We start from the raw sequence: 25,526 nt of genomic DNA, 5'->3' as shown, positions 1-25,526 counted from the left end.
CTCGATCCCCTATTGAACTCTGATACGCGGATTGAGAAACGCGTAGCCGACATCGGAAATGAGCTGCGTGATCAGGACGATGAACACCGAGACCAGGGAGCAGCCGAGCAAAAGATCGATATCGTTGTTGCCGGCCGCCTCGACCAGCGTGTAGCCAAACCCCTGGTAGCGGAACATCACCTCGACGATGACGACGCCGGTGAGCAGCCAGGGAAATTGCAGCATGATGACGGTGAATGGCGCGATCAGCGCGTTGCGCAGCGCGTGCTTGACCACGACGCTGCCGAAGGAGAGGCCCTTCAGCCGGGCGGTGCGGATATATTGCTGCGTCATCACCTCGACCATCGAGGCGCGGGTCATGCGGGCGATGTAGCCGATGCCATAGATCGCCAGCGTCATCACAGGCAAGGTGAAGTTGTAGAAGGTGATGCCCCGGCTGGCGGAAGCCGCCGAACCGTTCAGCAGGCCGAGCCATGAGGCGAAGATGACGGTGAAAATGACGCCCGAGACATATTCGGGCGTCGCCGTCGAGGCGATCGAGGCGACCGACAAGGTCCGGTCGGTTCGCGAGCCTTCGCGCATGCCGGCGAGGATGCCGATCAGCAGCGAGATCGGCACCATCACCACAAGCACCCAGAACATCAGGATTCCGGTAGCACCGAGCGCCGGGAAAAGCTTCGACGCGACCGTCGTCTTGAACTTGGTCGAGCAGCCGAAGTCACCCTGCAGCACGCCGGAGAACGTCGGCTCGACAGGATCGTTGCAGAAGGCAAAACGTCGCGTGGGTTTGCCCGTTGCCGGGTCTGTGACCGGCTGTTTGGGTACGATACCCAGCCATTGGCCATAGCGGGAGAAGAAATTCTGGCGGTAGCCATGATTGACCAGCCAGTTTTCGAGCTGCTCGGCCGAGGTGTGCATTTCAGTCTGGCTGATCGCCAGCTTTTTCAGATTGGGATCGAGATTGATCAGGAAGAACACGACCATCGTCAGGCACAGCATCGTCAATGCCATGGTGCCGAGGCGTCGAAGGATGAAAGAAAGCATGGCGGTCCCCTGCCGGCTGGTTGGGGTTGAGGCCGGCTCGGAGCCAGCTCGGCCGCAATCGGCAGAGCTGGCTGTCAAACGGACCCTCAGAATGCGATCAACCCTGTCTTATTGCACGCCCCTTTCCGAAGAGTCTGCGCTTTTTTTCTGCGCCGACCTGCGGTTGTGGGATCATGCATGGCGTGGGTGGAAGGGGCGAACCGCCCCTTCCACGATCGATCCGATCAGGCCTCCTCGTCGAGCCAGACCTTGCCGTAGTCGCGCTCGAAGGTCGGGTGCATGGCGTAGTTCTTAACGGAAGCGACCGAATGGCTGTAGAGCTTGCGCCAGTAAGGCTGGATGATGATGCCGGCATCCTGCAGGATCTGCTCGATGTCCTTCATCATTTCCTTGCGCTTGGCGGGGTCGGCAACGGCGAGCGCAGCGTTGAGCTTGGCATCCCACTCCGCATTCGCCCAGCCTGTCTCGTTCCAGGCTTCACCGGTGCGATAGCCGATCGCCAGAACCTGGACGCCGAGCGGCCGCATGTTCCAGTTGGTCATCGACAGCGGGTATTTGGTCCAGTCGTTCCAGAAGGTCGAGCCCGGCAGCACCGTACGCTTGACCTTGATGCCGGCGTCGCGCATCTGCGCGGCGATCGCATCGCCGGTGTTCTTGTGCCAGTCTTCGTCGACCGTGATCAGCTCGTGCTCGAAGTCGGCCTGGCCGGCTTCAGCCATCAGCGCCTTAGCCTTGGCCGGATCGCGGGCAATCTTCGCCAGCTCGAAGTATTCCGGATGGATCGGCGAGACATGGTGGTTTTCGGCAACTGTGCCGGCATTGCCGTAGCCGAGCTGCAGGACGACAGCGTTGTCGACCGCAAGCTGCAGCGCGTTGCGAACCTTCTGATCGTCATACGGCTTGTTGGTCACATTGGTGCGGCAGACGATCGTCGAAGCGGTGACCACCTCGGACTTGACCAGGTCGACACCGTCGAGGATCGACACATAGTCGGCCGACGTCTCGAAATTGGTATGGACTTCGCCGGCTTCGAAAGCGCTGACCATCGCCGCCGGATCGGTGCCATAGTCGATGAACTCGACGCCGTCGAGAAACACCTCACCGTCCCACCACTTGTTGTCTTCGCGGCGTTTGTAGACGACCTTCTGGCCGACATCGTAGGAGACCAGTTCAAATGGGCCGGTGCCGATCGGGCAGGCTTTGAAATCGCCGCCCTTTTCGTCGAAGGTCTTGTGGACGACGAGACCGGGATAGTCGCACACGTTGGGGATGAGCGCGATATCCGGCGAGCTGAGCGTCAGCTTGACCGTGTGTTCGTCGACCTTGGTGACGGCGCTCTCATCCAGCTTGTCGTCCTTGACCAGCGAGCCGAGACGACCGGGCATGGAATTGCCTTCGGCCTTCTTGTCGGCCCAACGCTTGAAGTTGAAGATGACATCGTCGGCGGTGAACGGATCGCCGTTGTTCCAGGTGACGCCCTTGCGCACATGCAGCGTGTATTCGGTGGCGTCGTCGTTGACGTCCCAGCTCTCGAGCAGGTAGGGGCGGAACGTGTATTCGTTCGTGTACTTGACCAGCGGCTCGAGCGCCTGGCGCTCGGCATTGGCGATTTCCGACCAGTCGGCCTTGCGCGGATCCTTCGGATCCTTGATCCACATAGCGACCTTCAGTATGCCGCCTTTCTTGCCCTGCGCGTCCTGCGCTCTCGCCGGCGTCGGGTCGGCGAGGCCGAGCATGCCATAGGCCATCGCCGTGGACGCGCCGAAGACGCTGGCCAAAGCGAGAAACTCGCGGCGATCGACACGTCCGGCCCTGGCTTCCTGGGCCATCGCATGGATGTGATCCGGAACGCGGTCGCCATTACTCTTGTAGATTGTCATCGAGAACTCCCATTGTTGGCTTTCTGCCTTTTACCATTCCGCATCCGGGCCGTGATGTCAAAAACGGCACCGGATTGGGAACATGCCAAGGAATGTGCAACTTTGGAAGGGAAGCAGTTCGCGTGATAACGACAGTCTTGGCGCAAAATTGCTATTGCCCGGCAGATTTCGTTCGAATCTCCGGCATCGATCAAACTGAGACATTCACTACCCCGCCGCACGTCCCGTCGGGCGCGCAACGGACGCTGTAGCGGTTTGATTTTGCGCCGAAATCGATTTCGATTCTCGCGGTCATGCGCGAAGCTTTGCACCGCGCCGGCCGATCGCGGATGAGTGCCAGAACGGCGACGAGGGCTGTCGGACTGCCGGCCACGCAGGCCGGCTTCAGTACTCGCGTTCGTAGAAAATGCCACCCTTGGCTTCGCCGGCATCGGTGGCTTCGCCGCGCAATTTGACGCCGCGGCCGACGTCGAGATCGATCGCCGCCTTGCCCGAACCCGGCTTGTCGCCCTTCTGGATCGTCACATAGGTGCGGTCGTTGAGATATTTGCCGGCCGAGACCGCGGTGCCGCCCTCCTCGTCGGTGACGACGTCGAGATCGTCGACGCCGATGGCGCTGCGCAGGTTCTGGAGCAGTGAGGTCGAGCCGCCGATGCCGGCCAGTTGCGCGGCGGCTTCGGCAAGCTGGGCGATCTGCAGCGGCGACAGGTTCGACATCGAGCGGCCGAAAATCAGTTGCGCCAGGACCTCGTCCTCTGGCAATGCCGGCACCGACGAGAAGTTGAATTTCGGATTGGTCGCCTCGCCCGACACCACGATGGTGACGGTGGTGCTGCTCGTCGTCGATGTCGCCGTGAGATTGAGATAGGGCACCAGCGACCCCGAAAAGCCGACCGTGCCTTCGGTGAAGGTCAGCCGCTTGGCCAGGATCGACAGCCGACCGCGCTGCAAGTCAAAGGTGCCGACCGCTTGCGGCGACGATGCCGGGCCGGTCAGCCGCAGCGAACCGCCAAGCTCGGCATCGACGCCCCTGCCCTGGATGAAGATCTGGCTGGGCGCGTTGACCGTGACATCGAGGTTGAGGCCGCCACCACCGCTGCTGCTGCTCGCCGTCGCCGGACGCAACGCCTTGTCTTGCGCGCGCACGGCGGCCGGTGCGTTCTTGTGCCTGATGTTGAGCGCCGCCAGCGAGCCCGGCAACTTTTCGGGAACGGTGATGACGGTCTTGGCCAGGTTGATCGTACCCGAGATCAACGGCGCCGATGCGAGTGGCCCCTTGATGGTCAGGTCGCCGCCGAGATTGGCGGTGACCACCCTGCCGTCGGTGTAGCGACCGTCGACGAGCTTGACCGACAGGTCGGCCGGAAAGCCTTGCGCCGGATTGATGCCGACCGTGCCGCTGGCCGACAGGCTGCCGCGCGTCGACAAATTGCCGGTCAGGCGGTTGATCCTGGCGACGCCATCGCCGATCGCCACATCGGCGGTGATGTCGTTGATTGCAAGTCCCGAGCGTGCATCGATCAGGCGGGCACCTGACGTGCGGACCGTGCCTGTGATCACCGGCGCCGTCGCCGGGCCGCGCACCTTCAGATTGACGTCGGCAGTGCCGCTCAACGACAGGCCTTGTGCGGCCAGTGTCCGGGTCAGGAAGGCGAACGGCACCTTGCCGGAAAAGTCGAGATCAAGCGTCGGCGTGCCTGATGTCGTCATCGTGCCGCCGCCCTTGAGGCCGAGACCGGCGGCATCGCTCATGTTGGCCTCGAAGGTCAGTCGGTTGCCGGAAAACGTGCCGGAGGACGAAACACCCATGCCGCCGAAACCGGCGCCGCGGGTCTGCGACGTCTGGACGCCTGCGGCGTCGACCTTGAAGGCGACGGCCGGATTGGCCGGCGCGCCCGTCACCTTCACCGTGCCCGAGATCGTGCCGGCGGCATCGAGGCCGGGCGAGAAACTGTTGGCGAGCGACATCGGCACCCGCGCCAGCGTCGCGTTGAGATTGAGCGCCTCCCCGACCTTGCCCGAAACCGTCGCCGTGCCGCCGCCGAGGTTGAGTGCGAGCCTGTCCAGGCTGGTGGTGCCGTTGGCGGTGGTGATGGTCGAGGTCTGGGCGATCGCCGCCTTGATGCCGCGCATCGTCGCCTGGCCGGAGGCGAGCTCAACCGTCGTCGTGCCATTGGCGACCCTGACGCGGCCGGCCGCCTTGGCCGGAATGTCCTTGACGGTGGCGCCGCCGGAAAAGCCGGTCCAGTCGCCGTCACGGGTGAGATCGACATCGATGCCGCGAATGACGGTGTCGCCGGAGGTGACGCTGTCGGCCCGGATTTTTCCGGAGATCACCGGTGCCGCGAGATAGTTGCCGATCGATGCATCGATGGTCACCGTCTTCGCCGAAACATCACCGCGTGTAATCGACGCCGTCGAAGCCTTGACGGTGACGCCAGGCGCATTGCCGGTCTTCGAGAACACGATCGTGCCGCGCACGTCGCCTTCCGCCTTTTCCAGCGCAAGCGCTGCCAGCGGTCCGATGTCAGGTAGGTCGAGCGCCACGGTGCCTTCAGGCACGAACGCCTCGTCAAGCGCCAGGTCGCCTGATATCCGGTTCTTGCCGAGCGACAGCAAAAGCCCGTCGATGGCGCGCTTGCCGTTTGACGTCGCCAGCACGGCGCTGCCTTGCAGGGGCTGGCCCGCGACGTTTCCGGTCAGTTGGACATTGGCCGCCGGGTTGGCGGCATCGGCCTTGCCGGTGGCGGTGAGGCTCAACCCGGTGATCTCGCGTTCGGCAACCGAAAGCCGCTCGCTGTTGACCGTCAGCGACAGGTCGGGCGCGGTGCTGGCGCCTTGCGCGTTCAGCGCAAAGGTGATGGCGCCGTTGGCGTCCCCTGACAGAAGCGAGATGTCGGCCAGCGCGCCTTTGATGTCGACGGTGAGCTTGTTGTCGGCAAGGCTGGCCTGCCCGTCGGCGGTCAGCGCGCCGGATACCAGCCTGATCGCATCGGCGGTGACATTGCCATTGGCGTCGCGCTTCAGCGCGGCACTGAGTTCCGTCCGCTGCGCGAGCACGCCGCGCGCTGCCGCCGGCAGCGCCGCGGAAACGGCATCGGTCTTAAGGTTGAGGTCGATGGCGCCGTCGGCCAGCGAGATCCTTCCATTGAAGCCGCTGTTCAGCGCGTCGCTCGTCACCGACCCGCTGTCGATGACGATGGTATCGGTAGCGAGATCGCCGGCGACCTTGGCAGTAATCTTTCCGGCGAGCAGCGGCGCGATGGTCGGATTGTCCAGGCCGATTTTGTCCGCCGTCACCGTGCCGGAGATCGGCCCTGTTCGGCCCTTCAGATCGAAGGCGTCGGAATGGAGCGCAAGCGCGATGCCTTCGGCCTTGGCGAGGTTGGTGGCGACCGACGGCAGTGTCGCGGAGATATTCAGCGTCGATTGCGTGCCCTGCCCCGCGACCTCCACCGAAAGCGCCTGCAGCTCGAGCTTGATCGGGCTCTCGGTGCTGCCGAGCGTCAGCGGCAGGCTCGGGCCGGTCGAGGCCAGGTCGAGCGAAAAATCGCTGGCGCCGTTCGGATTGATGGTGCCGGCAGCCTTGCCGGAAATCTTGTCCCCGGCAAGCGTCGCGTTGTCGATGGCGACGCCGCCGGCGGAGGAGAAGCTGCCTGCGGCATCGAGGTTGAGCTGCCCAAGCCCCGCCTGGCGGGTCTGGCTGGTCTCGGCGCCGTTGAGCTGCGCATTGAAACGAATGTCAGGGGCTGCCGACGGTCCCGTCACATGCGCCGTTCCACCGAGTGTGCCCGCGGCGTCGAGGCCGGGTGAAAAATCATTGGCCAGGGCGGCCGGCAGCCCGGAAAACTCTGCCGCGAGATCGAGCGTCTGGCCGGCGGTGCCGGAGACTGTCACCGATCCGCCGCCGACATCGAGCATCAGCTTCTCGATGCTGGCCGCGCCATTGGCGATGCTCAGGGTCGACGGCTGCGCGATCGCCGCCTTGATGCCGCGAATGGTCGCTTCGCCGGAAGCGATTTCGACGCTTGTCGTGCCGTCCGCGATCCTCACCCTGCCTTCGGCCCTGGCCGGAATTCCGGCAACGGTGGCGCCGCCGGAAAACCCGGTCCAGTCGCCGTCGCGCTTCAAATCGACATCGATGCCGCTGATCACGGTGCCGCCGGAGGTGACGCTGTCGGCACGGATTTTACCGGAGATCGCCGGTGCGGCGACATAGTTGGCAATCAGCGCATCGATGGTGACCGTCTTTGCCGAAAGATCGCCGCGCGAAATTGAATCTGTGGTCGCCTTGATGGCGACATGAGGCGCATTGCCGGTCTTCGAGAAGACGATCGTGCCACGCACGTCGCCGTCAGCTTTTTCCAGCGCCAGGGCTGCGAGCGGACTGATATCGGGTAGATCCAGCGCAACCGTGCCGAGCGGCAGGAATCGATCGTCGAGAGCAAGGTCGCCGGAAACTTTGTTGTCGCCCAGTGACAGGCTTAGTCCGTTTATGGACCGCTTTCCCTGGCGCGTTACCAGCGACGCCTTGAAATCGAGTGGCTCGTCATTGACGGATCCGGTGAGCGAGATATCGGCCGCCGGGCTGGCGATGTCGCCCTTCCCCGTCGCGGTGAGCTTTAGCCCGGTGATTTCTCGCGCCGCCACCGAAAGCCGGTCGCTGTTGACCGTCAGCGACAGGTCGGGCGCGGTGTTGGCGCCTTGCGCGTTCAGCGCGAAGGTGATGGCGCCCTTGGCATCCCCGGACAGAAGCGAGATGTCGGCGAGCGCGCCCTTGACGTCGGCGCTGACCTTGTTGTCGGCGAGGCTGGCCTGCCCGTCGGCGCTGAATGCACCTGATACCAGCCTGATGGCGTTGGCGATAACATTGCCGTTGGCGTCGCGCTTCAGTGCCGCGCTGAGCTGCGTCCGCTCGGCGAGCACGCCGCGCACTGCCGCCGGCAGTGCCGCGGAAGCCGCAACCGCCCTGAGGTTGAGATCGATGGCGCCATCGGCCAGGGAGACCCTTCCATTAAAGCCGCTGTCCAGTACCTCGCTCGTTACCGAGCCGCTGTCGATGACGATGGTATCGGTAGCGAGATCGCCGGCGACCTTGGCAGTAATCTTTCCGGCGAGCAGCGGCGCGATGGTCGGATTGTCCAGGCCGATTTTGTCCGCCGTCACCGTGCCGGAGATCGGCCCTGTTCGGCCCTTCAGATCGAAGGCGTCGGAATGGAGCGCAAGCGCGATGCCTTCGGCCTTGGCGAGGTTGGTGGCGACCGACGGCAGTGTCGCGGAGATATTCAGCGTCGATTGCGTGCCCTGCCCCGCGACCTCCACCGACAGCGCCTGCAACTCGAGCTTGATCGGGCTCTCGGTGCTGCCAAGCGCCAGCGGCAGGCTCGGGCCGGTCGAGGCCAGGTCGAGCGAAAAATCGCTGGCGCCGTTCGGATTGATGGTGCCGGCTGCCTTGCCGGAAATCTTGTCTCCTGAAAGCGTCGCGCGGTCGATGGCGACGCCGCCGGCGGAGGAGAAGCTGCCTGCCGCATCGAGGTTGAGCTGCCCAAGCCCCGCCTGGCGGGTCTGGCTGGTCTCGGCGTCGTTGAGCTGCGCATTGAAACGAATGTCAGGGGCTGCCGACGGTCCCGTCACATGCGCCGTTCCACCGAGTGTGCCCGCGGCGTCGAGGCCGGGTGAAAAATCATTGGCCAGGGCGGCCGGCAGCCCGGAAAACTCTGCCGCGAGATCGAGCGTCTGGCCGGCGGTGCCGGAGACTGTCACCGATCCGCCGCCGACATCGAGCATCAGCTTCTCGATGCTGGCCGCGCCATTGGCGATGCTCAGGGTCGACGGCTGCGCGATCGCCGCCTTGATGCCGCGAATGGTCGCTTCGCCGGAAGCGATTTCGACGCTTGTCGTGCCGTCCGCGATCCTCACCCTGCCTTCGGCCCTGGCCGGAATTCCGGCAACGGTGGCGCCGCCGGAAAACCCGGTCCAGTCGCCGTCGCGCTTCAAATCGACATCGATGCCGCTGATCACGGTGGCGCCTGATGTGACCGTGTCGGCCTTGATCGTGCCGGAGATCGCCGGCGCCTTGAGAAAGTTGGCGACCAGCGCCTTGACGGCGATGGTCTTCGCCGCCAGATCGCCGCGGGAAATAGACCCGCTCGTCATATCGATGACTACCGTCGGCGCGCCACCATCATTCGAGAGGCGGATGCTGCCCTGCACGTCGCCGGCCGCCGTCTGCCCGGCAAGCGCGGCCAGCGGGCCGATATCGGGCGCTTCGAGGGTCAGCGTGCCGAGCGGCAGCAAGCTGTCGTCGAGCACGAGATCGCCCGAGACCTTGTTGTCGGCCAGCGACAGGCTAAGCCCGTTGAGGGAACGCGTTCCGTCACGCGTCACCAAAGATGCCCTGAGATCGAGCGGCTGGTCGTCGACGGACCCTGTCAGTGCGACATCGGCAGCGGGATTGACGATGTCGGCCTTGCCCGTCGCTGTCAGCTTGATCGTCTTGACCGTCCGGCCCGACGCGGTCAGGCTGTCGCTGTCGGCCGAGACCGAGAAATCCGGCGCCGAGCGCGCGCCGCTCGCCGTCAGCGCGAAATTGACGGCCCCGCCGACCGGTACGCCAACCATCGGCGACAGCACCGAGACATCGCCGAGCGTGCCCCTGATGTCGGCCTGGATGTCGGTGCCCGTCGCGCTGGCGGTGCCGCTGGCGCTGAGCGAGCCCGAATTGAGTTGCAGCGCATTGGCGGCAAACAAGCCTTGCGGGTCGCGGGTCGCGGTCGCCGAGAATGTCACACGCTCGCCGAGAACCGGGCGGATCTGCGGCGGCAGCGCAGTCGAGACGGCATCGGCATTCATCTTGAGCGTCATCGCCAGATCGGCCAGCGTCACCTTGGATGTCACCGAGGCATTGAGCGCATCGCTGCGCAGCGTGCCTTGATCGACGACGATCTCGTCCTTGCTGACCGACCCGGCGAGGTCGGCGGTGACCCTGCCGGTCACCAGCGGCGCCAGCGTCGCCACGTCGGTGTTCAGGCCGCCGGCGATAAGCTTGATGGTGACCGGTCCGCTGCGGTCCTGGATGTCAAAGCCGTCGGAATGGATTTCGGCCACCAGATCGTCCACCCGCGTGCCGCCCGCCACCACCGAGACCAGGGACGCGCCGATGTCGATTATCGGCGCCTTGCCGCCGCCGAACGCGCGAGCCGTGGCGCCGGTGATCGCGACCGTCACCGGCTGCGCCGCGGCGCCGAGGCTGAGCACGATTGGTGGACCCTTGGCGGCGAGTTCCACCGAAAGGTCGCTGGCGCCGTTGGGGTCGATGATGCCCGCGGCGGTGCCATGCACGGCATCGCTGTCGATGCTGGCGCGCTCGACCTCGACGCCGCCCGTCACGATCGCGGTTCCGGCGAGGTCGAAGCTGGTCTTGCCGGCAAACAAGGATTTCAGATTGTCGGGCAAGAAGCGCTGGAAGTCGCCGTCGCCCTTGGCCTCGACATAGTTGCCCTTGTCGGTGAGCTGGTGGCGACCTGTGAGCTGGGTGACGATCTGGCCGTCGACGACGAAGGTACCGATGCCGCTCCAATTGGCGACCGGCCCGGTGCCGGTGACGACGATGTTGACCGGCGGCGCATCCGGCAATTTGAGCAGATTGGCGATGATGCCGCCGGCCGGCTCCGACGCCTTCAGATCGAGGTCCAGCTTGTTGTCGGCGGGCGCGAAATGGATGTTGGCGTCGAGCTTGCCTTGCTTGCCGTCGCGGCGGGTGATGTTGAGGCTGGTTGCGAGCGCCAATGGCGCCGCATCGGCCTTGAACGATCCCTTGGCGGCGAGCTCGGCGATACCGCTGCCGACCAGCGCCTGCCCGAGCGCGATTTCCGGCAGGTCGATCTGCTTGATGTCGAGCGACACCGGCAGCGTGGTGGCGCCACCTTGGCTCGGCTGCGTGCCGGCCGCCGGCAGCCGCGCCAGTTCGATGCGATCGGCGCCGATGCGGCCGGCGCTGAAGTTTTTCGACAGAAGCGCCAGCGGCGACCAGTCGACGGCCACCTTGCGCGCCACCAGCCAGGCGCCCTGGCGATCCTCCAGCACCACATGGTCGACCGTCAGCGCGCCGGACCAGATGCCGTCGATGCCGCTGACCGTGACCTTCTGGTCATCGGTCGACGCCACGGTCGAGATGATGCCGGCGAGATTGGCGCGGCCGCGCTCGGTCTTGGTCAGCACGACGAGCGCACCGACCACCGCCGCCACCAGGACGAGCAGCGTGTAAAGGGCAATGCGAAGGATGCGCTTGAACATTGTCATCAAAACGCCTGGCCGATACCGGCATAGATGCCGAAATCCGGGTCGTCGGGATCCGGGTTGAGCGGCACCGCCGCATCGATGCGCAACGGTCCGAACGGCGTAATATAGCGCAAGCCGACGCCGGCGCCGACCTTCATGCCGGAAAAATCCGGGAATTGATCGGTCGAGACGGTGCCGGCATCGACGAACGGCACGACGCCGATCGTGTCGTTGATGGCGATGCGCATCTCGAACGAGGTCTCGAAGAAGGACAGCCCGCCGATCGGCTCTCCGTCGGCGTCCTTCGGACCGATGCCCTGATAGGCATAACCGCGGACCGAGCCGCCGCCGCCGGAATAGAAGCGCCGGTCGGCCGGAACATCCTGAAGGCCGGCGCCGATGATCGAGCCGATGACGACGCGTTCGGCCAGGACGAACTTCGAGGCCGCGTCGAGCGACTGATAGGCCGATCCTTCGCCCCTAAGCTTGACGAAGGCGGCACCGTTCAAAATGTCGTAGCTCGGCTCGGCATAGGCCAGCGCCCTGAATCCGGTCGTCGGGTTGAGCCGGTTGTCGCGGTTGTCGTAGACATAGCGCAGCGGAATGCTGGCGATCAGAAAAGTGTGCTTGCCGAAGGAATCGGTGATCTTCGAATAGTCGAGCGCGACTTCCGCCGAAACCGTCTGCTGCCGGTCGAGGTCATACGACAGGCCGGTGTTGCCCTTGACCGAGAAACGGTCGTAGGCGTCGGGATGCTCCAGCACGGTGTTGGCGCCGGCGAAGAATTTAGACGCCGGCCCGACCACGCCCGGCTTTTCGAACATGATGCCGGCATTGTAGTTGAGCTCGGTCAGTTCGTTGCTGCCGATGCCGCTGATTTCACCCTCGATGCGCAGTTTTTCGGCACGGCCGAACAGATTGCGGTGACCCCAATAGCCTTCGAGGCCGAGCCCCTCGGTGTTGGAGAAGGTACCGCCAAGGCCGAAATAGCGCGGCTTGCGCTCGCTTACTTCGACGCCGATCGGGATGTTGCCGCCGGCGTCGAGACTGTCGGCCTCCTTCAGCGTGACGCTGTTGAAGACTTCCAGCCGGAGCAGCCGGTCGCGCGCCTCATCGACCTCTTCCGGCGAATATTGGCGGCCGCGCTTCAGGCCGGTCATGTATTCGGTGAAATCGCGGTCGACCTTTTCGGTGCCTTCGACCGTGGTGTCGCCATAGCCGGCAACCGGCCCGGCGGCCACGGTCAGCGCCACGTCGAGCGTCGAGGTGGCGTGATCGGCAACGATCTCGCGGGCGGTCACCTTGGCCAGCGGCCTGCCGTCCTCCTTGAGCGCCCGCACGATCGACGCCTCGGCCTTGAGCACGGCACCGGAACCTGCATCGCCGCCGGCGATCAGGCCGAAATCGGCGCCCGACAGCCCCGCCGCATCGCCCTCCAGCCTGATGTCGCCAAGCGTGAACTTCGGCCCGGCCGCAATGTTGATCACCACCGGAATCGGCTGCGGACCCGAGAATTCGGCGTCCGGCGGCAAATCGTCGAGCGGCTTGCCTTCGATGGTAATGGTGACGACGCCCTCGTAGCGGGCGTCCGCATAAAGGGCGGCGACAAGCTGATCGCGGTCGGCACGCGCCTTGGCCAGCAGGCCGAGCGAACCGGAGACCGGACGTTCTTCGTCGTCCTTCAGCGCCGAGGCGTTTTCGAGCTTTTCGGCGAGATCCTCGTCGGCGTCGGGCGCCTCGATGGTCACCGCATAGCGCAGCGGATCGACGATGTCGGCATCTTCATCCTCCGACGATCCCCACAGCTTGATGCCGAAGATCTCGAAAGCGGCCGCATTTCCGCTCGCGCCAATCAGTGCAGTCGAGCATAGCAAGGCGGAAAGCAAGGCGAGCGAAAACACGCGCCGTGGCGCGGTTCCTCCCGACATCTGCCTTTCATACGCCGACATTACAACTCTACACTAGCGGCCAAAGCTAAAATTGGAATGAAGTTCTGAATTGCTCGTAAACGGGCCACAATCCAAATGCCACAATCCAACTGTCTGAAATGGACAGGGCTTGGAATTCACACCTTCTGCGTCGCCGCGAGAAAGCGTGATCCCTGTCCTGTGGAGGTACTACCGGTCATCGGCCGGAAAGGAAACCGTTGGCAGGCGGGAACCTGCCGCGTCCTTGTGTTGACAAGCTGGACCGAAGCTTGAACATGTCTGGGCGTAACGTGGACGTAACGTAAGCAGTGTCCGGAGGGGTGTCATGGCAATGCGCGCGGCTCGTGGTCTGTCGATTCTTTTTCTTCTCTTTTTCGCTTGGGGCAGTGTCGCGCAAGCGGCCGAAGCGCGCCGGGTGGTGACATCGGACAATTCCGATTATTTCGGCTTCGATCTCAGATCCGACCAGAACGTCAGCCTCGATCAGTGCACGACGACATGTCTCGGCGATCCCGCCTGCCGCGCCTTCACCTACAACCCCAAGGCCAAATGGTGTTTTCTCAAATCCGATTATAACACGCTGAAGCCCTTCAAGGGCGCCGTCGCCGGCAAGGTCGTCAACGTCGAAGGCGACCCCGACATCGGCGCGCCGCCGGCGCTCGCCTTCTTCCCCGCCTGGATGGCCGACCAGGCCCAGCAATACCGCAACAGGCTCACCGGCCCGGCCTACACCAAGCCCACCGAAGGACTGACGGCGCTGCGGGAGGCGGCAAGGCAAGCGTCGCAGACCGGCGACCACCGCTTGGCCGTTCAAAAATACGAGGCTTTGGTTTCGGTATTGCCCGACGATGGCCAACTCTGGCTTGAACTGGCGCGGGAAACACTTGCCGTGCAGCCGACCGCCAACAGCGCCGAGGCGTCGACCCTGCCGGCGAACGCCACCTCCGCCGGCTTCAACGCCTACAAATTGCTGCGCACCACAAAAACCCGTGCCGAAGCGCTGGCACTGCTTGGCGACGGGCTCGATCGCCGCGACCTCGCTCGGCCGGCCCTGCAGGCCTACGAAGCGAGCCTCGCGCTGGTCAGTTCGCCCTGGGTCACGGCCGCCTACCACGACCTCAAGGCGCGCAAGGGCTTCCGCGTCGTCGATCACACGGTCGACGCCGACACCAGCGCGCCACGCATCTGCGCGCAATTTTCAGAAGACCTGGTCAAGACCGGCGTCGACTACGCGCAATTCGTCACTGTCGACAACGCCGCCCCCAAGGGCGTCGAGGCCAAGGACAAGCAGATCTGCGTCGAGGGGCTCGAGCACGGCCAGCATTACGACGTGACCTTCCGTCCCGGCCTGCCGGCCGCCATCGGCGAGGTGATCTCCACCCCTGTGGTGCTGTCGATCTATGTGCAGGACCGCGCCCCGTCCGCCCGTTTCACCGGCGACAGCTTCGTGCTGCCGGCCGGCGCCCGCCGAGGCATCCCGGTCGTCACCGTCAACATGAGCGCCGCCGAAATGAAGCTTTTTCGCATCGGCGATCGCTCGCTGACCCAGCTTCTGTCCGGCTACCAGTTCCTGCGCCAGCTTGACGGCTACGACATCTCCAACATTTCCGACCAGATGGGCGAGCCGGTCTGGCAGGGCCTGATCGACATCGCCAACGACCTGAACAAGGAAGTCACAACCTCCTTCCCGGTCGACGAAGCGCTGCCGCAACGCAAGCCCGGCGTCTATGTGCTGACCGCGCAACCGGTCGACGAGAACGACGACGACTATGATTCGCGCGCCACGCAATGGTTCGTCATCTCCGATATCGGCCTGTCGACCTATACCGGGCAGGACGGGCTGAACGTCTTTGCCCGTTCGCTCGCAACCGCCAAGCCGATATCAGGTGCTGAACTGACGCTGCTGGCCAGGAACAACGAGATCCTCGGCACCGCGACCACGGATGGTGAAGGCCGCGCCGTCTTCAACCCCGGACTGACGCGCGGCGACGGCGGCATGGTGCCGGCCGTGCTGACAGCCAGGCAGGGTGACAGCGACTTCGTCTTCCTCGACATGGGCCGCGCCGGCTTCGATCTTTCCGATCGCGGCGTCACCGGGCGTCCGGCGCCGGGCGCGCTCGACGTCTATGCCTGGACCGAACGCGGCATCTACCGCGCCGGCGAGGACGTCCATGTCGCAGCACTTGCCCGCGACAGCGCCGCCAAGGCGGTCGAGAACCTGCCGCTGACCTTCATCTTCACCCGTCCCGATGGCGTCGAGAACCGCCGCATCATCAGCGACGGCGCATCGGCCGGCGGCCATGCCGTCGACCTGCCGCTCGAACCCAACGCCATGCGCGGCACCTGGACGGTGGCGATCCACACCGACCCCAAGCAGGCGGCGGTCGCCAGCCAGATGTTTTTGGTCGAGGATTTCGTGCCGGATCGCATCGAGTTCGACCTGTCCTCCGACAAGCAGGAGATCGCGCAGGGCGAAACCGCTAACGTTACCGTCGACGGCCGCTTCCTTTATGGCGCGCCGGCCGCCGGGCTGGCGCTCGAAGGCGAACTGACGCTGTCGACCACCCGCGCCTGGGACCGCTTCAAGGGCTATTCCTTCGGCCTCGCCGACGAGCAGTCGGCGGAACCGTCAGTGACCCCGTTCACCGGCCTGTCGGTGGTCGGCGACGACGGCAGGGCGACCTTCCCGGTTTCCGTCGACCAGTTGCCCTCGACCACCAGGCTGGTCGACGCCAAGGTTACGGTCAGGATGCGCGAGACCGGCGGCCGCGCCGTCGAACGCTCGCTCAACATCGCCATCCGGCCGCAGGGCCAGATGATCGGCATCCGCCCGGATTTCGACGGCGACGAGGTGCCGCAAGGCGGCACGGCGAAGTTCGGCCTGATTGCCGTCGACCCCGACGGCAAGCGCGAGGCGCTCCAGGGCGCGCAATGGTCGCTGGTCAAGGTCGAACGCAATTACCAATGGTACCGCTCCAGCAATTCCTGGAATTATGAGCCGGTGACCTTCACCAAGTCGGTGGCCAGCGGCCAGGTCGACATGACCGCCGACGGCGAGGCCACCGTCTCGCTGCCGGTCGACTGGGGCCGCTACCGGCTCGAGATCGAGACGTCTGACCCGGAGGGCCCGGCGACCAGCTACGAGTTCGACGCCGGCTGGTATGTCAGCTCCACCACCACCGAAACGCCCGACGGCCTCGAAATCGCCCTCGACAAGGACAGCTATGCGGCCGGCGAAGTGGCCAAGCTCAAAGTGTCGCCGCATTTTGCCGGCGAGCTGCTCGTCACCATCGGCGCCGACAAGCTCTTGAAGACCGTCACCGCCAGCGTGCCGGCCGGCGGCAGCACCATCGACATCCCGGTCGGCGACGACTGGGGCGCCGGCGCCTATGTCACGGCAACGCTGTTCAGGCCGGGTGATGCGCAGGAAACCCGCATGCCGGCGCGCGCCATCGGCGTCAAATGGCTGAAGGTCGATCCGGGCTCGAAAAAACTCGCCGTCAGCCTGACGCCGCCGGACAAGACCATGCCGCGCCAGCAGCTGTCGATCCCGGTTTCGGTGGCCGGCGTGCAGCCGGGCGCCAACGCCTATGTCATGGTCGCGGCCGTCGACGTCGGCATCCTCAACCTGACCAACTACAAGGTGCCGGATCCGGAGACCTGGTTCTTCGGCCAGCGCATGCTCGGCCTTGAAGTACGCGACCTCTACGGCCGCCTGATCGAAGGCTCGCTGGGCACGATCGGCAAGCTGCGCAGTGGCGGCGACGGCGCCAACATCCAGTCGCAAGGCAGCCCGCCGACCGAAAAGCTGGTCGCCTTCTTCTCCGGTCCGGTCCAGCTCGACGCCGACGGCAAGGCGCGGGTCGACTTCGACATCCCACAGTTCAACGGCACCGTGCGCGTCATGGCCGTCGCCTGGACCGAGGACGGGGTCGGCCACGCCCAGTCCGACGTGATCGTGCGCGATCCGGTGGTGATCACAGCCGGCCTGCCGCGCTTCCTGGCGCCCGGCGATTCGGCCGTCATGCGGCTCGACGTCACCGACGCCGACGGTCCGGAGGGCGACTATGCGCTGTCGATCGACACCACAGGCGATCTTTCGACCGGCAGTGCCGCCCTGCCCGAAAAGCTGACACTGGCCAAGGGCAAGCGGCGGACGCTGACCGTGCCGCTGATCGCTGAGGCACCGGGCAACGCCTCGATCACCATCAAGCTCGCCCATGCCGACGGCACCGCTGTCGAGCAGACGCTCTATGTCCCGGTGCGCCCGGCGCAATTGCCGGTGACCACCCGCATGGTGGTCGACCTCAAGGGCAATGGCGGCTCGCTGCGCGTCGACAAGGAGCTCTTGGCGGCAAGCCTGCTCGACGGCGCTTCGGTCAGCGTCGGCGTTTCACAGGCGGCGGCCTTCGACGTGCCGTCGCTGCTGATGACGCTCGACCGCTACCCCTATGGCTGCGCCGAGCAGACCACCAGCCGCGCCATGCCGCTGCTCTATGTCAACGAGATGGCGTCGGGCGCCGGCATGGCCAGCGACGCCGATCTGCACGGCCGCATCCAGGACGCCATCTACAAGGTGCTGAGCTACCAGGCCTCGGCCGGCAGCTTCGGCCTGTGGGGCCCGGGCTCCGGCGATTTGTGGCTCGACGCCTATGTCACGGACTTCCTGACCCGGGCGCGCGAGCAGAAATACGACGTGCCGGCGCTGGCGATGAACCAGGCGCTGAGCAATCTGCAAAACGCGATCGGCTATGACCAGGACGTCAAGGATCGCGGCAGCGAGATCGCCTATGCGCTCTATGTGCTGGCCCGCAACAAGAAGGCCTCGATCGGCGATCTGCGCTACTATGCCGACACCCAGCTCGAAGCCTTTACCAGCCCGATGGCCGTCGCCCAACTGGCGGCGGGCCTGGCGCTCTATGGCGACACGCAGCGCTCGGAAGCCACCTTCCAGGCCGCCCTGCAACTGGCCAATTCGACCTCGGCATACGACCACTACAGGTCCGATTATGGCTCGCCGCTGCGTGACGGCGCGGCGATGCTGGCGCTTGCCGCCGAATCCAAGCCGGTGCCGACGATCGTGCCGGTGCTGATCAAGCGGGTCACGCAGGAACGCGCCGCCGTCAGATGGACCAGCACGCAGGACGAGTCCTGGATGCTGCTGGCGGCGCGTGCCCTAAAGGCCGGCAATGATGCGATCGCGCTGACCATCAATGGCGCGCCGCATGCCGGCGCCTATTCGAACCAGATCGCCGGCAGCGACATTGCCGACAGTCCGCTGACCGTCGCCAACACCGGCAGCAACCCGTTGCAGGCGGTCGTCACCACGGTGGCCTCGCCGATCCAGCCGCTGCCGGCCAGCGGCGACGGCTTCACCATCGGCCGCACCTACTACAAGCTCGACGGCACCGAAGCCAATGTCACGCAGGCGACCCAGAACGAACGCTATGTCGTCGTGCTCAATATCTATGAGCAGAACAAATGGCCGTCGCGGCTGGTGATCACCGATCTGCTGCCGGCCGGCTTCGAGATCGATAATCCGGGCCTGGTTTCCAGCGCCCAATTGTCGAATTTTTCCTGGCTGGCCCAGACCGACGCCGCCCATCTCGAATTCCGCGACGACCGTTTCGTCGCCGCTTTCAATCCGAACGACGGCGAAGGCGACCGCAACATCACGCTCGCCTATGTCGTGCGTGCGGTGACGCCGGGCACCTATGCCCACCCGGCGGCAACCGTCGAGGACATGTACCGGCCGCAATATTCGGCCCGCACCGCAACCGGCATGATGGAGGTCAAGGCGCCGTAAGGCAAAGATGGCGAACCATGGCGATGGCGCTGCCCCTCATTGCCCTGCCGGGCATTTCTCCCCGTATAGTGACGGGGAGAAAGAGGCCTGCGCCGAAGTTTTCGCCAAATTCGAACGCTGCAGAAAAGCCGCCGTGGGCCGTGACAGCCCCCTTCTCCCCGTCGCTATACGGGGAGAAGGTGCCGGCAGGCGGATGAGGGGCAGCGCCGTGCTCTCCAAAAAATTCCTGCGCCGTTCAGCCATCGCCGCCGCCTCCCTCTCCGGCTTCGCAGCAATCGCCGCCGCCACCCTTTGGCAGCTCGACCGCGCCTTTCCGCCGCCGCTGCCGGCGGCGCTGACGGTATCGACCGAAGTCCAGGACCGCGACGGCCAACTGTTGCGGGCCTTCGCCACGCCGGACGGCTATTGGCGGCTCGCCACCCGCCTCGACCAGGTCGACAGACAGTTCGTCGACATGCTGGTGACTTACGAGGACAAGCGCTTCTGGGATCATGAAGGCGTCGACGTGCTGGCGCTGGCCCGCGCCGCCGGCCAGTTCGCGACCAATGGCCGTATCGTCTCCGGCGGCTCGACGCTGTCGATGCAGCTCGCCCGGCTGACCGAACCGCGCGACAGCCGCAGCCTCGGCTCCAAGCTCAAGCAGCTGCTGCGCGCCCTGCAGATCGAGCGGCGGCTCAGCAAGGGCGAGATCCTCGAACGCTATCTGACGCTGGCGCCCTATGGCGGCAATCTCGAAGGCGTGCGCGCCGCCTCGCTGGCCTATTTCGGCAAGGAGCCGAAGCGGCTGGACGTCTCGGAGGCGGCGCTGCTCGTCGCGCTGCCGCAACTGCCGGAAAAGCGCCGGCCCGACCGCAACCTGGCAATCGCTTACGCCGCCCGCGACCGGGTGCTGACGCGAATGGTCACATCAGGCCTGCTCGGCGAGCCCGAGGCCGCACGTGCCGCGCTCGACGATGTTCCCGCCAGCCGCCGCCCGCTGCCGGCACTCGCCGCCCATGCCGCTTATGCAGTGCTGCCCCGGGCCGTCCCCGGCCACAAGCTGCGGCTGACGATCCGCAAGAGTGTCCAGGAAGGGCTGGAACAGGTGGCCAGGGATGCCGCCGCCAGGCTCGGCCCTCGCCTGTCCGTCGCCATGGTGCTGGCCGACGCCCGCACCGGCGACATCCTCGGCGAAGTCGGCTCTGCCGACTATTTCGACGCCAGCCGCTCTGGTTGGATCGATATGACCAGGATCGCCCGCTCGCCCGGTTCAACGCTGAAACCGTTCATCTACGGGCTCGCCTTCGAGCAGGGATTGGTGGCGCAGGAAACGCTGATCGATGACAGGCCGACGGATTTCTCCGGCTATCGGCCGAAGAATTTCGACATGGGCTATCAGGGCGACGTCAGCATCAGGCAGGCGCTGCAGCTGTCGCTCAACGTGCCGGCGATCAGTGTGCTCGACGCGGTCGGGCCGGCGCGGCTGCTCGCGCGCTTCCGGCAGGCCGGCGTCACGCCGATCCTGCCCGTCAACAAGGCGCCGGGTCTCGCCATCGGCCTTGGCGGCGTCGGCGTGACGTTGCGCGACCTCGTCCAGCTCTATGCCGGGCTCGCCAATGGCGGCAAGGCACACACGCTGCATGACGGCACCGAGCCGGCGAATGCCGAGCGCTCGACCGCTACCGTCCTCGACGATCAGGCGAACTGGCAGATCACCGACATACTGTCGGGCGTCAAGCCGCCCGAGGGCGCCGCCCGGCGCGGCATTGCCTACAAGACCGGCACCTCCTACGGCTACCGCGATGCCTGGTCGGTCGGCTTCGACGGGCGCTACGTGCTGGGCGTCTGGGTCGGCCGTCCCGATGCCGGCGCGGTGCCCGGCCTGTCCGGCTATGTCTCGGCCGCACCGATCCTGTTCGAGGGTTTTGTCCGCTCCGGCCTGGCTGCCATGCCGCTGCCAGGCCAGCCGGCCGGCGTCACCAGACCCAGGCGCGACGATCTGCCGGTGACATTGGCGCGCTTCGGCTCTGGGATCGACGGCCTGGTCCAGGCGACGCCGACCGAGCCCGCGCCGACGATCATCTTTCCGCCCGACGGCGCCCACGTCGATCTCGGCGCCACCGCCGCCGACGCCACGCCGCTGGTGCTGAAGCTGCAAGGCGGCCGCGCCCCGTTCCGCTGGCTGGCCAATGGCAAGCCGCTGGTCGGCATCGACCGGCGGCGCACCGCGACCTGGCAGCCGGACGGCACCGGCTATTCGACCCTGACCGTGATCGACGCGGCCGGGCGTGCGGCCAGCGTGAAAGTGTTCGTTGAATAGAATGCGCCAAGCCATTCAGGGAATTGGCTTTCCATTGGTCGGCGAGTAAGCAGGACACGCTCGACTCCTCAGGCCATTGCCGAGGCGCGACCTGTCTCTAGATAGATTGCTTCATAAGCCCGGATTCGGCACTGCAGCGTTGCGAGGAAAGAATTTCTTCGTGATGCCGAAAGCCGGCGAAAAATTGCTTCATAAGGCCAAAAAAAACAACATTGATTGCATCTAATTTCTACCAATTCAGTAGATTGAGGTGATCTCAACGGAGGCGGAAATGACCAATCCTCATTTCAGGAAACTGCTCGGCGCACTGGTCGCCACATCTGTCCAGTTCGGCACGCTCGGTTTCGCGTTCGCCGATACCACCATCCTCAATGTGTCGTATGATCCGACGCGTGAGCTTTACAAGCAATTCGACGAAGCGTTCGCCGCCCACTGGCAGGCCGAGACCGGCGAGACGGTGACCGTCCAGCAATCGCATGGCGGGTCGGGCGCACAGGCCCGTGCCGTGATCGACGGCCTCGACGCCGACGTGGTGACGCTGGCGCTAGAAGGCGACATCAACGCCATCGTCGAGAAATCGAAGAAAATCAATCCCGACTGGCGGACCAAATTCGAGAACAATTCGGCGCCCTACACCTCGACCATCATCTTCCTCGTCCGCAAGGGCAATCCGAAAGGCATCCACGACTGGGGCGATCTGGTCAAGGACGACGTCCAGGTGATTACGCCGAACCCCAAGACTTCGGGCGGCGCGCGCTGGAACTATCTCGCGGCCTGGGCCTATGCCAACGCCAAGGATGGCGGTGACGAGGCCAAGACCAAGGAATTCGTCGGCAATCTCTACGCGCATGTTCCGGTGCTCGACACCGGCGCGCGCGGCGCGACCGTGACTTTTGCGCAAAAGGGGCTGGGCGACGTGCTGCTGGCCTGGGAAAACGAGGCCTATCTGGCGCTCGACGAATTCGGCGCCGACAATTTCGATATCGTCTACCCGCCGACCTCGATCCTGGCCGAGCCGCCGGTCGCCGTGGTCGACGCCAATGTCGATGCCAAGGGCACGCGAAAAGTCGCCGAAGCCTATCTGAGCTACCTCTACTCCAAGGAAGGCCAGACGCTGATCGCCAAGAACCACTATCGCCCGTCAAAGCCGGATTTGGTACCGCCCGAGGACCTCGCGAAACTGCCTGAGATCAAGCTGATCACCATCGACGATCCGCTTTTTGGTGGTTGGAAGAAAGCACAGCCTTACCATTTCGGCGACGGTGGTATATTCGACCAGATCTACAAGCCGGCCCAGTAGACCCAGTTAGCTAGATTCTAGATCAGGACGACATGACCACAGCACCCGCCAAGGCGGGGTGGCGGTTCAGACAGCCGAGCGTCATTCCGGGTTTCGGATTGACGCTCGGCTTCTCGCTTGCCTACCTCACGCTCATCATCCTCATTCCCCTGTCAGGGCTGATCTGGCGATCGGCCGCGCTTGGCTGGGCCGATTTCTGGGCGATCGCCACCGACCGCCGCACCATCAACGCGCTTGAAATCAGCTTTGGCACCGCCTTCATTGCCGCCATGGTCAATGTCGTCTTCGGCACGATCGTCGCCTGGGTGCTGGTGCGCTACAGCTTTCCGGGCCGCCGCATCGTCGATGCCATGGTCGACCTGCCCTTCGCCTTGCCGACGGCAGTCGCCGGCATCGCGCTGACCACGCTCTACGCGCCGAACGGCTGGCTTGGCAGCCTGCTGGCGCCGCTCGGCGTCAAGGTCGCCTATACGCCGCTCGGCATCGTCATCGCGCTGATCTTCATCGGGCTGCCCTTTGTCGTGCGCACCGTCCAGCCGATCATGGAGGAGATCGACAAGGAGGTCGAGGAAGTGGCCGCCACGCTCGGCGCCAATCGCTTCCAGACCATCGCCCGGGTTCTGCTTCCGGGCCTGGCGCCGGCCATCGTCACCGGTTTCGCGCTGGCTTTCGCGCGCGGCGTCGGCGAGTACGGCTCCGTCATCTTCATCGCCGGCAACCTGCCCTACAAATCCGAGATCGCGCCGCTTCTGATCGTCATCCGGCTGGAGGAATACAATTATGCGGCGGCGACCGCGATCGCGGCGATCATGCTCGCTTTGTCGTTCGTGATGCTGCTGGTCATCAATCTGGTGCAGACGTGGAGCCGCAAGCGCTATGGCTGATCCGGAGATCAAATCCTACGCACCGCACCACGAAAGCCAGTCGGCGGCAGTGACCGAAAGCCGCCCGGCGAAAGCCGTGCTGATGATCGTGACCTTTGCCTTCCTCGGCATTTTCCTGCTGTTGCCGCTGATCGTCGTCTTCAATGAAGCCTTCGCAAAGGGCATCGGTGCCTATACCGAGGCGCTGACCAATCCCGACACGCGTTCGGCGATCCACCTGACGCTGCTCGTGGCGGCGATCTCGGTGCCGCTCAACATCGTCTTCGGCGTCTCCGCCGCCTGGGCGATCGCCAAGTTCGAGTTCAAGGGCAAGGCCTTCCTGACCACGCTGATCGACCTGCCGTTTTCGGTATCGCCGGTCATTTCCGGCCTGGTCTATGTGCTGTTATTCGGCGCGCAAGGCCTGTTCGGCGCCTGGCTGAAGGCGCATGGCATCGTAATCCTGTTTGCCGTGCCGGGCATCGTGCTGGCCACCATCTTCGTCACCTTCCCGTTCGTCGCTCGCGAACTGATCCCCTTGATGCAGGAACAGGGCAATGGCGACGAGGAGGCGGCGCTGTCGCTCGGCGCCAATGGCTGGCAGGCGTTCTGGTACGTGACGCTGCCCAACGTCAAATGGGGGCTGCTCTACGGCGTCTTGTTGTGCAATGCCCGCGCCATGGGCGAGTTCGGCGCGGTCTCCGTCGTGTCGGGCCACATACGCGGACTGACCAACACCATGCCGCTGCATGTCGAAATCCTCTATAACGAATACAATGCCGCAGCCGCCTTCGCCGTCGCTTCACTGCTTGCCGGCCTGGCGCTGGTCACCCTGGTCTTGAAAACACTTCTCGAGATGCGCTACGGCGCCGAGCTCGCCGCGACGCGCGGACACTGAAAAAAGGGACGGTTGATGGAAGTTCGCGTTGCCAACGTGCGTAAGGAGTTTGAGCGGTTTCCGGCCCTCCACGACGTTTCGCTCGACATCAAGTCCGGCGAACTGATCGCGCTGCTCGGGCCATCCGGCTCCGGCAAGACGACGCTGCTCAGGCTGATCGCCGGGCTGGAGCGGCCGACGAAAGGCAAGATCTTCTTTGGCGAGGAGGATGCGTCGCAAAAGTCGATCCAGCAGCGCAATGTCGGCTTCGTTTTCCAGCATTATGCGCTGTTTCGCCATATGACGGTCGCCGACAATATCGGCTTCGGCCTAAAAGTTCGGCACGGGCCGTCACGGCCGTCGGCGCAGGAAATCCGCCGCCGTGCCTCAGAGCTTCTCGACCTCGTCCAGCTTTCCGGCTTGGAAAAGCGCTATCCGGCTCAGCTTTCGGGCGGCCAGCGCCAGCGCGTGGCGCTGGCCCGCGCGATGGCGATCGAACCGGCCGTGCTTTTGCTGGACGAGCCGTTCGGCGCGCTCGACGCCCAGGTCCGCCGCGAATTGCGCCGCTGGCTGCGCGACATCCACGACGCCACCGGCCACACCACGGTCTTTGTCACCCATGACCAGGAAGAAGCGCTCGAGCTTGCCGACCGCGTCGTGGTGATGAGCCAGGGCAGCATAGAGCAGGTCGGCACCGCCGACGAAATCTACGACACGCCGAATTCGCCCTTTGTCTACGGCTTCATCGGTGAATCGAGCGCGCTTCCGGTCAAGGTCGAGGACGGCCAGGTCTGGATCGCCGATCGCCCGATCGGGCTGTCGGCGCCGCAGGCGCCGCGGGGCGAAGCAACGCTGTTCTTCCGCCCGCACGATGTCGACCTGGTGGACGAATGCAATGGCTGCATCGCCGGCACGGTCGCCGCCAGCCGCCGCGTCGCCGGCACCAGACGCGTGGAGCTCGAAATCGGCGGCAAGCGCCAGCGGGTCGAGATCGAGCTGCCGGTCGACCATCCGGCGGCGCAGAAGAGCCGGGTAGCGTTCAGGCCGCGGCGCTGGAAGCTTTTTCCGGGTGCTTGATCCCCTTCCGGCGCTACTCAGCCAGTTCTCGACCTTCAGGCCCTTGATCCGGTTGAACTCTCCCATGTTGGCGGTTACCAGGGTGGTGTCCAGCGCGTAGGCGTGGGCAGCAATAAAAAGGTCGTTTTGGCCAATAGTGGCTCTGCCCGCCGGGTTTCGGATCATGTCGCTG

10 protein-coding genes and 1 pseudogene are annotated in these 25,526 nt (G+C 64.9%); 6 read left to right on the top strand and 5 right to left on the bottom strand.

Annotated elements, in window-relative coordinates; genetic code table 11:
* Nucleotides 1-9: 9 nt before the first annotated feature.
* The 4 genes from AC0L2M_RS23610 to AC0L2M_RS23595 all read right to left on the bottom strand — a co-directional run bounded on the left by AC0L2M_RS23610 (nucleotide 10) and on the right by AC0L2M_RS23595 (nucleotide 13,153).
* Nucleotides 10-1,044: an ABC transporter permease gene (locus AC0L2M_RS23610; RefSeq protein WP_128174268.1), complete on the bottom strand. Its 1,035-nt coding sequence runs from the start codon at nucleotides 1,042-1,044 to the stop codon at nucleotides 10-12.
* A 224-nt stretch (nucleotides 1,045-1,268) separates the two neighbouring features.
* Complete coding sequence (locus AC0L2M_RS23605; RefSeq protein ID WP_287173564.1) at nucleotides 1,269-2,924, bottom strand: ABC transporter substrate-binding protein; 1,656 nt, start codon at nucleotides 2,922-2,924, stop codon at nucleotides 1,269-1,271.
* Nucleotides 2,925-3,308: 384 nt separating this feature from the next.
* Nucleotides 3,309-11,225: a translocation/assembly module TamB domain-containing protein gene (locus tag AC0L2M_RS23600; protein ID WP_473536060.1), complete on the bottom strand. Its 7,917-nt coding sequence runs from the start codon at nucleotides 11,223-11,225 to the stop codon at nucleotides 3,309-3,311.
* On the bottom strand, nucleotides 11,225-13,153 hold the full coding sequence (locus AC0L2M_RS23595) for an autotransporter assembly complex protein TamA (protein WP_128170172.1): 1,929 nt from the start codon (nucleotides 13,151-13,153) through the stop codon (nucleotides 11,225-11,227). Before AC0L2M_RS23595 ends, AC0L2M_RS23600 begins: the two co-directional genes overlap by 1 nt.
* Before the next feature lie 304 nt (nucleotides 13,154-13,457).
* Between AC0L2M_RS23595 and AC0L2M_RS23590 the strand changes: the two genes are divergently transcribed.
* The 6 genes from AC0L2M_RS23590 (at nucleotide 13,458) to AC0L2M_RS23565 (ending at nucleotide 25,354) form a co-directional block, all read left to right on the top strand.
* Nucleotides 13,458-18,938 carry an alpha-2-macroglobulin family protein gene (locus AC0L2M_RS23590; RefSeq protein ID WP_473536059.1) on the top strand — a complete coding sequence of 1,827 codons (5,481 nt, stop codon included), beginning with the start codon at nucleotides 13,458-13,460 and terminating at the stop codon, nucleotides 18,936-18,938.
* 193 nt (nucleotides 18,939-19,131) lie between these two features.
* On the top strand, nucleotides 19,132-21,237 hold the full coding sequence (gene pbpC / locus AC0L2M_RS23585; protein ID WP_473536057.1) for a penicillin-binding protein 1C: 2,106 nt from the start codon (nucleotides 19,132-19,134) through the stop codon (nucleotides 21,235-21,237).
* A gap of 271 nt (nucleotides 21,238-21,508) precedes the next feature.
* The gene (locus tag AC0L2M_RS23580; RefSeq protein ID WP_128247732.1) at nucleotides 21,509-22,537 is read left to right on the top strand and encodes a sulfate ABC transporter substrate-binding protein; all 1,029 of its coding nucleotides are present in this window, start codon (nucleotides 21,509-21,511) and stop codon (nucleotides 22,535-22,537) included.
* A 32-nt stretch (nucleotides 22,538-22,569) separates the two neighbouring features.
* Nucleotides 22,570-23,421 carry a sulfate ABC transporter permease subunit CysT gene (gene cysT, locus AC0L2M_RS23575; RefSeq protein WP_027154317.1) on the top strand — a complete coding sequence of 284 codons (852 nt, stop codon included), beginning with the start codon at nucleotides 22,570-22,572 and terminating at the stop codon, nucleotides 23,419-23,421.
* The gene (cysW, locus tag AC0L2M_RS23570) at nucleotides 23,414-24,298 is read left to right on the top strand and encodes a sulfate ABC transporter permease subunit CysW (RefSeq protein ID WP_023798668.1); all 885 of its coding nucleotides are present in this window, start codon (nucleotides 23,414-23,416) and stop codon (nucleotides 24,296-24,298) included. Before cysT ends, cysW begins: the two co-directional genes overlap by 8 nt.
* 15 nt (nucleotides 24,299-24,313) lie before the next feature.
* Nucleotides 24,314-25,354, top strand: a complete 1,041-nt coding sequence (locus AC0L2M_RS23565) for a sulfate/molybdate ABC transporter ATP-binding protein (protein WP_473536055.1) — start codon at nucleotides 24,314-24,316, stop codon at nucleotides 25,352-25,354.
* An 18-nt stretch (nucleotides 25,355-25,372) separates the two neighbouring features.
* Here AC0L2M_RS23565 and AC0L2M_RS23560 read toward each other — a convergent pair.
* A pseudogene (locus AC0L2M_RS23560) lies at nucleotides 25,373-25,492 on the bottom strand (type II toxin-antitoxin system VapC family toxin); the annotation flags it as partial.
* Nucleotides 25,493-25,526: the final 34 nt, after the last annotated feature.

The organism is Mesorhizobium sp. WSM4806 (assembly GCF_055811635.1).
The sequence above is the reverse complement of the archived record's forward strand: the minus strand, read 5'-3'. Positions and strand labels throughout refer to the sequence as shown.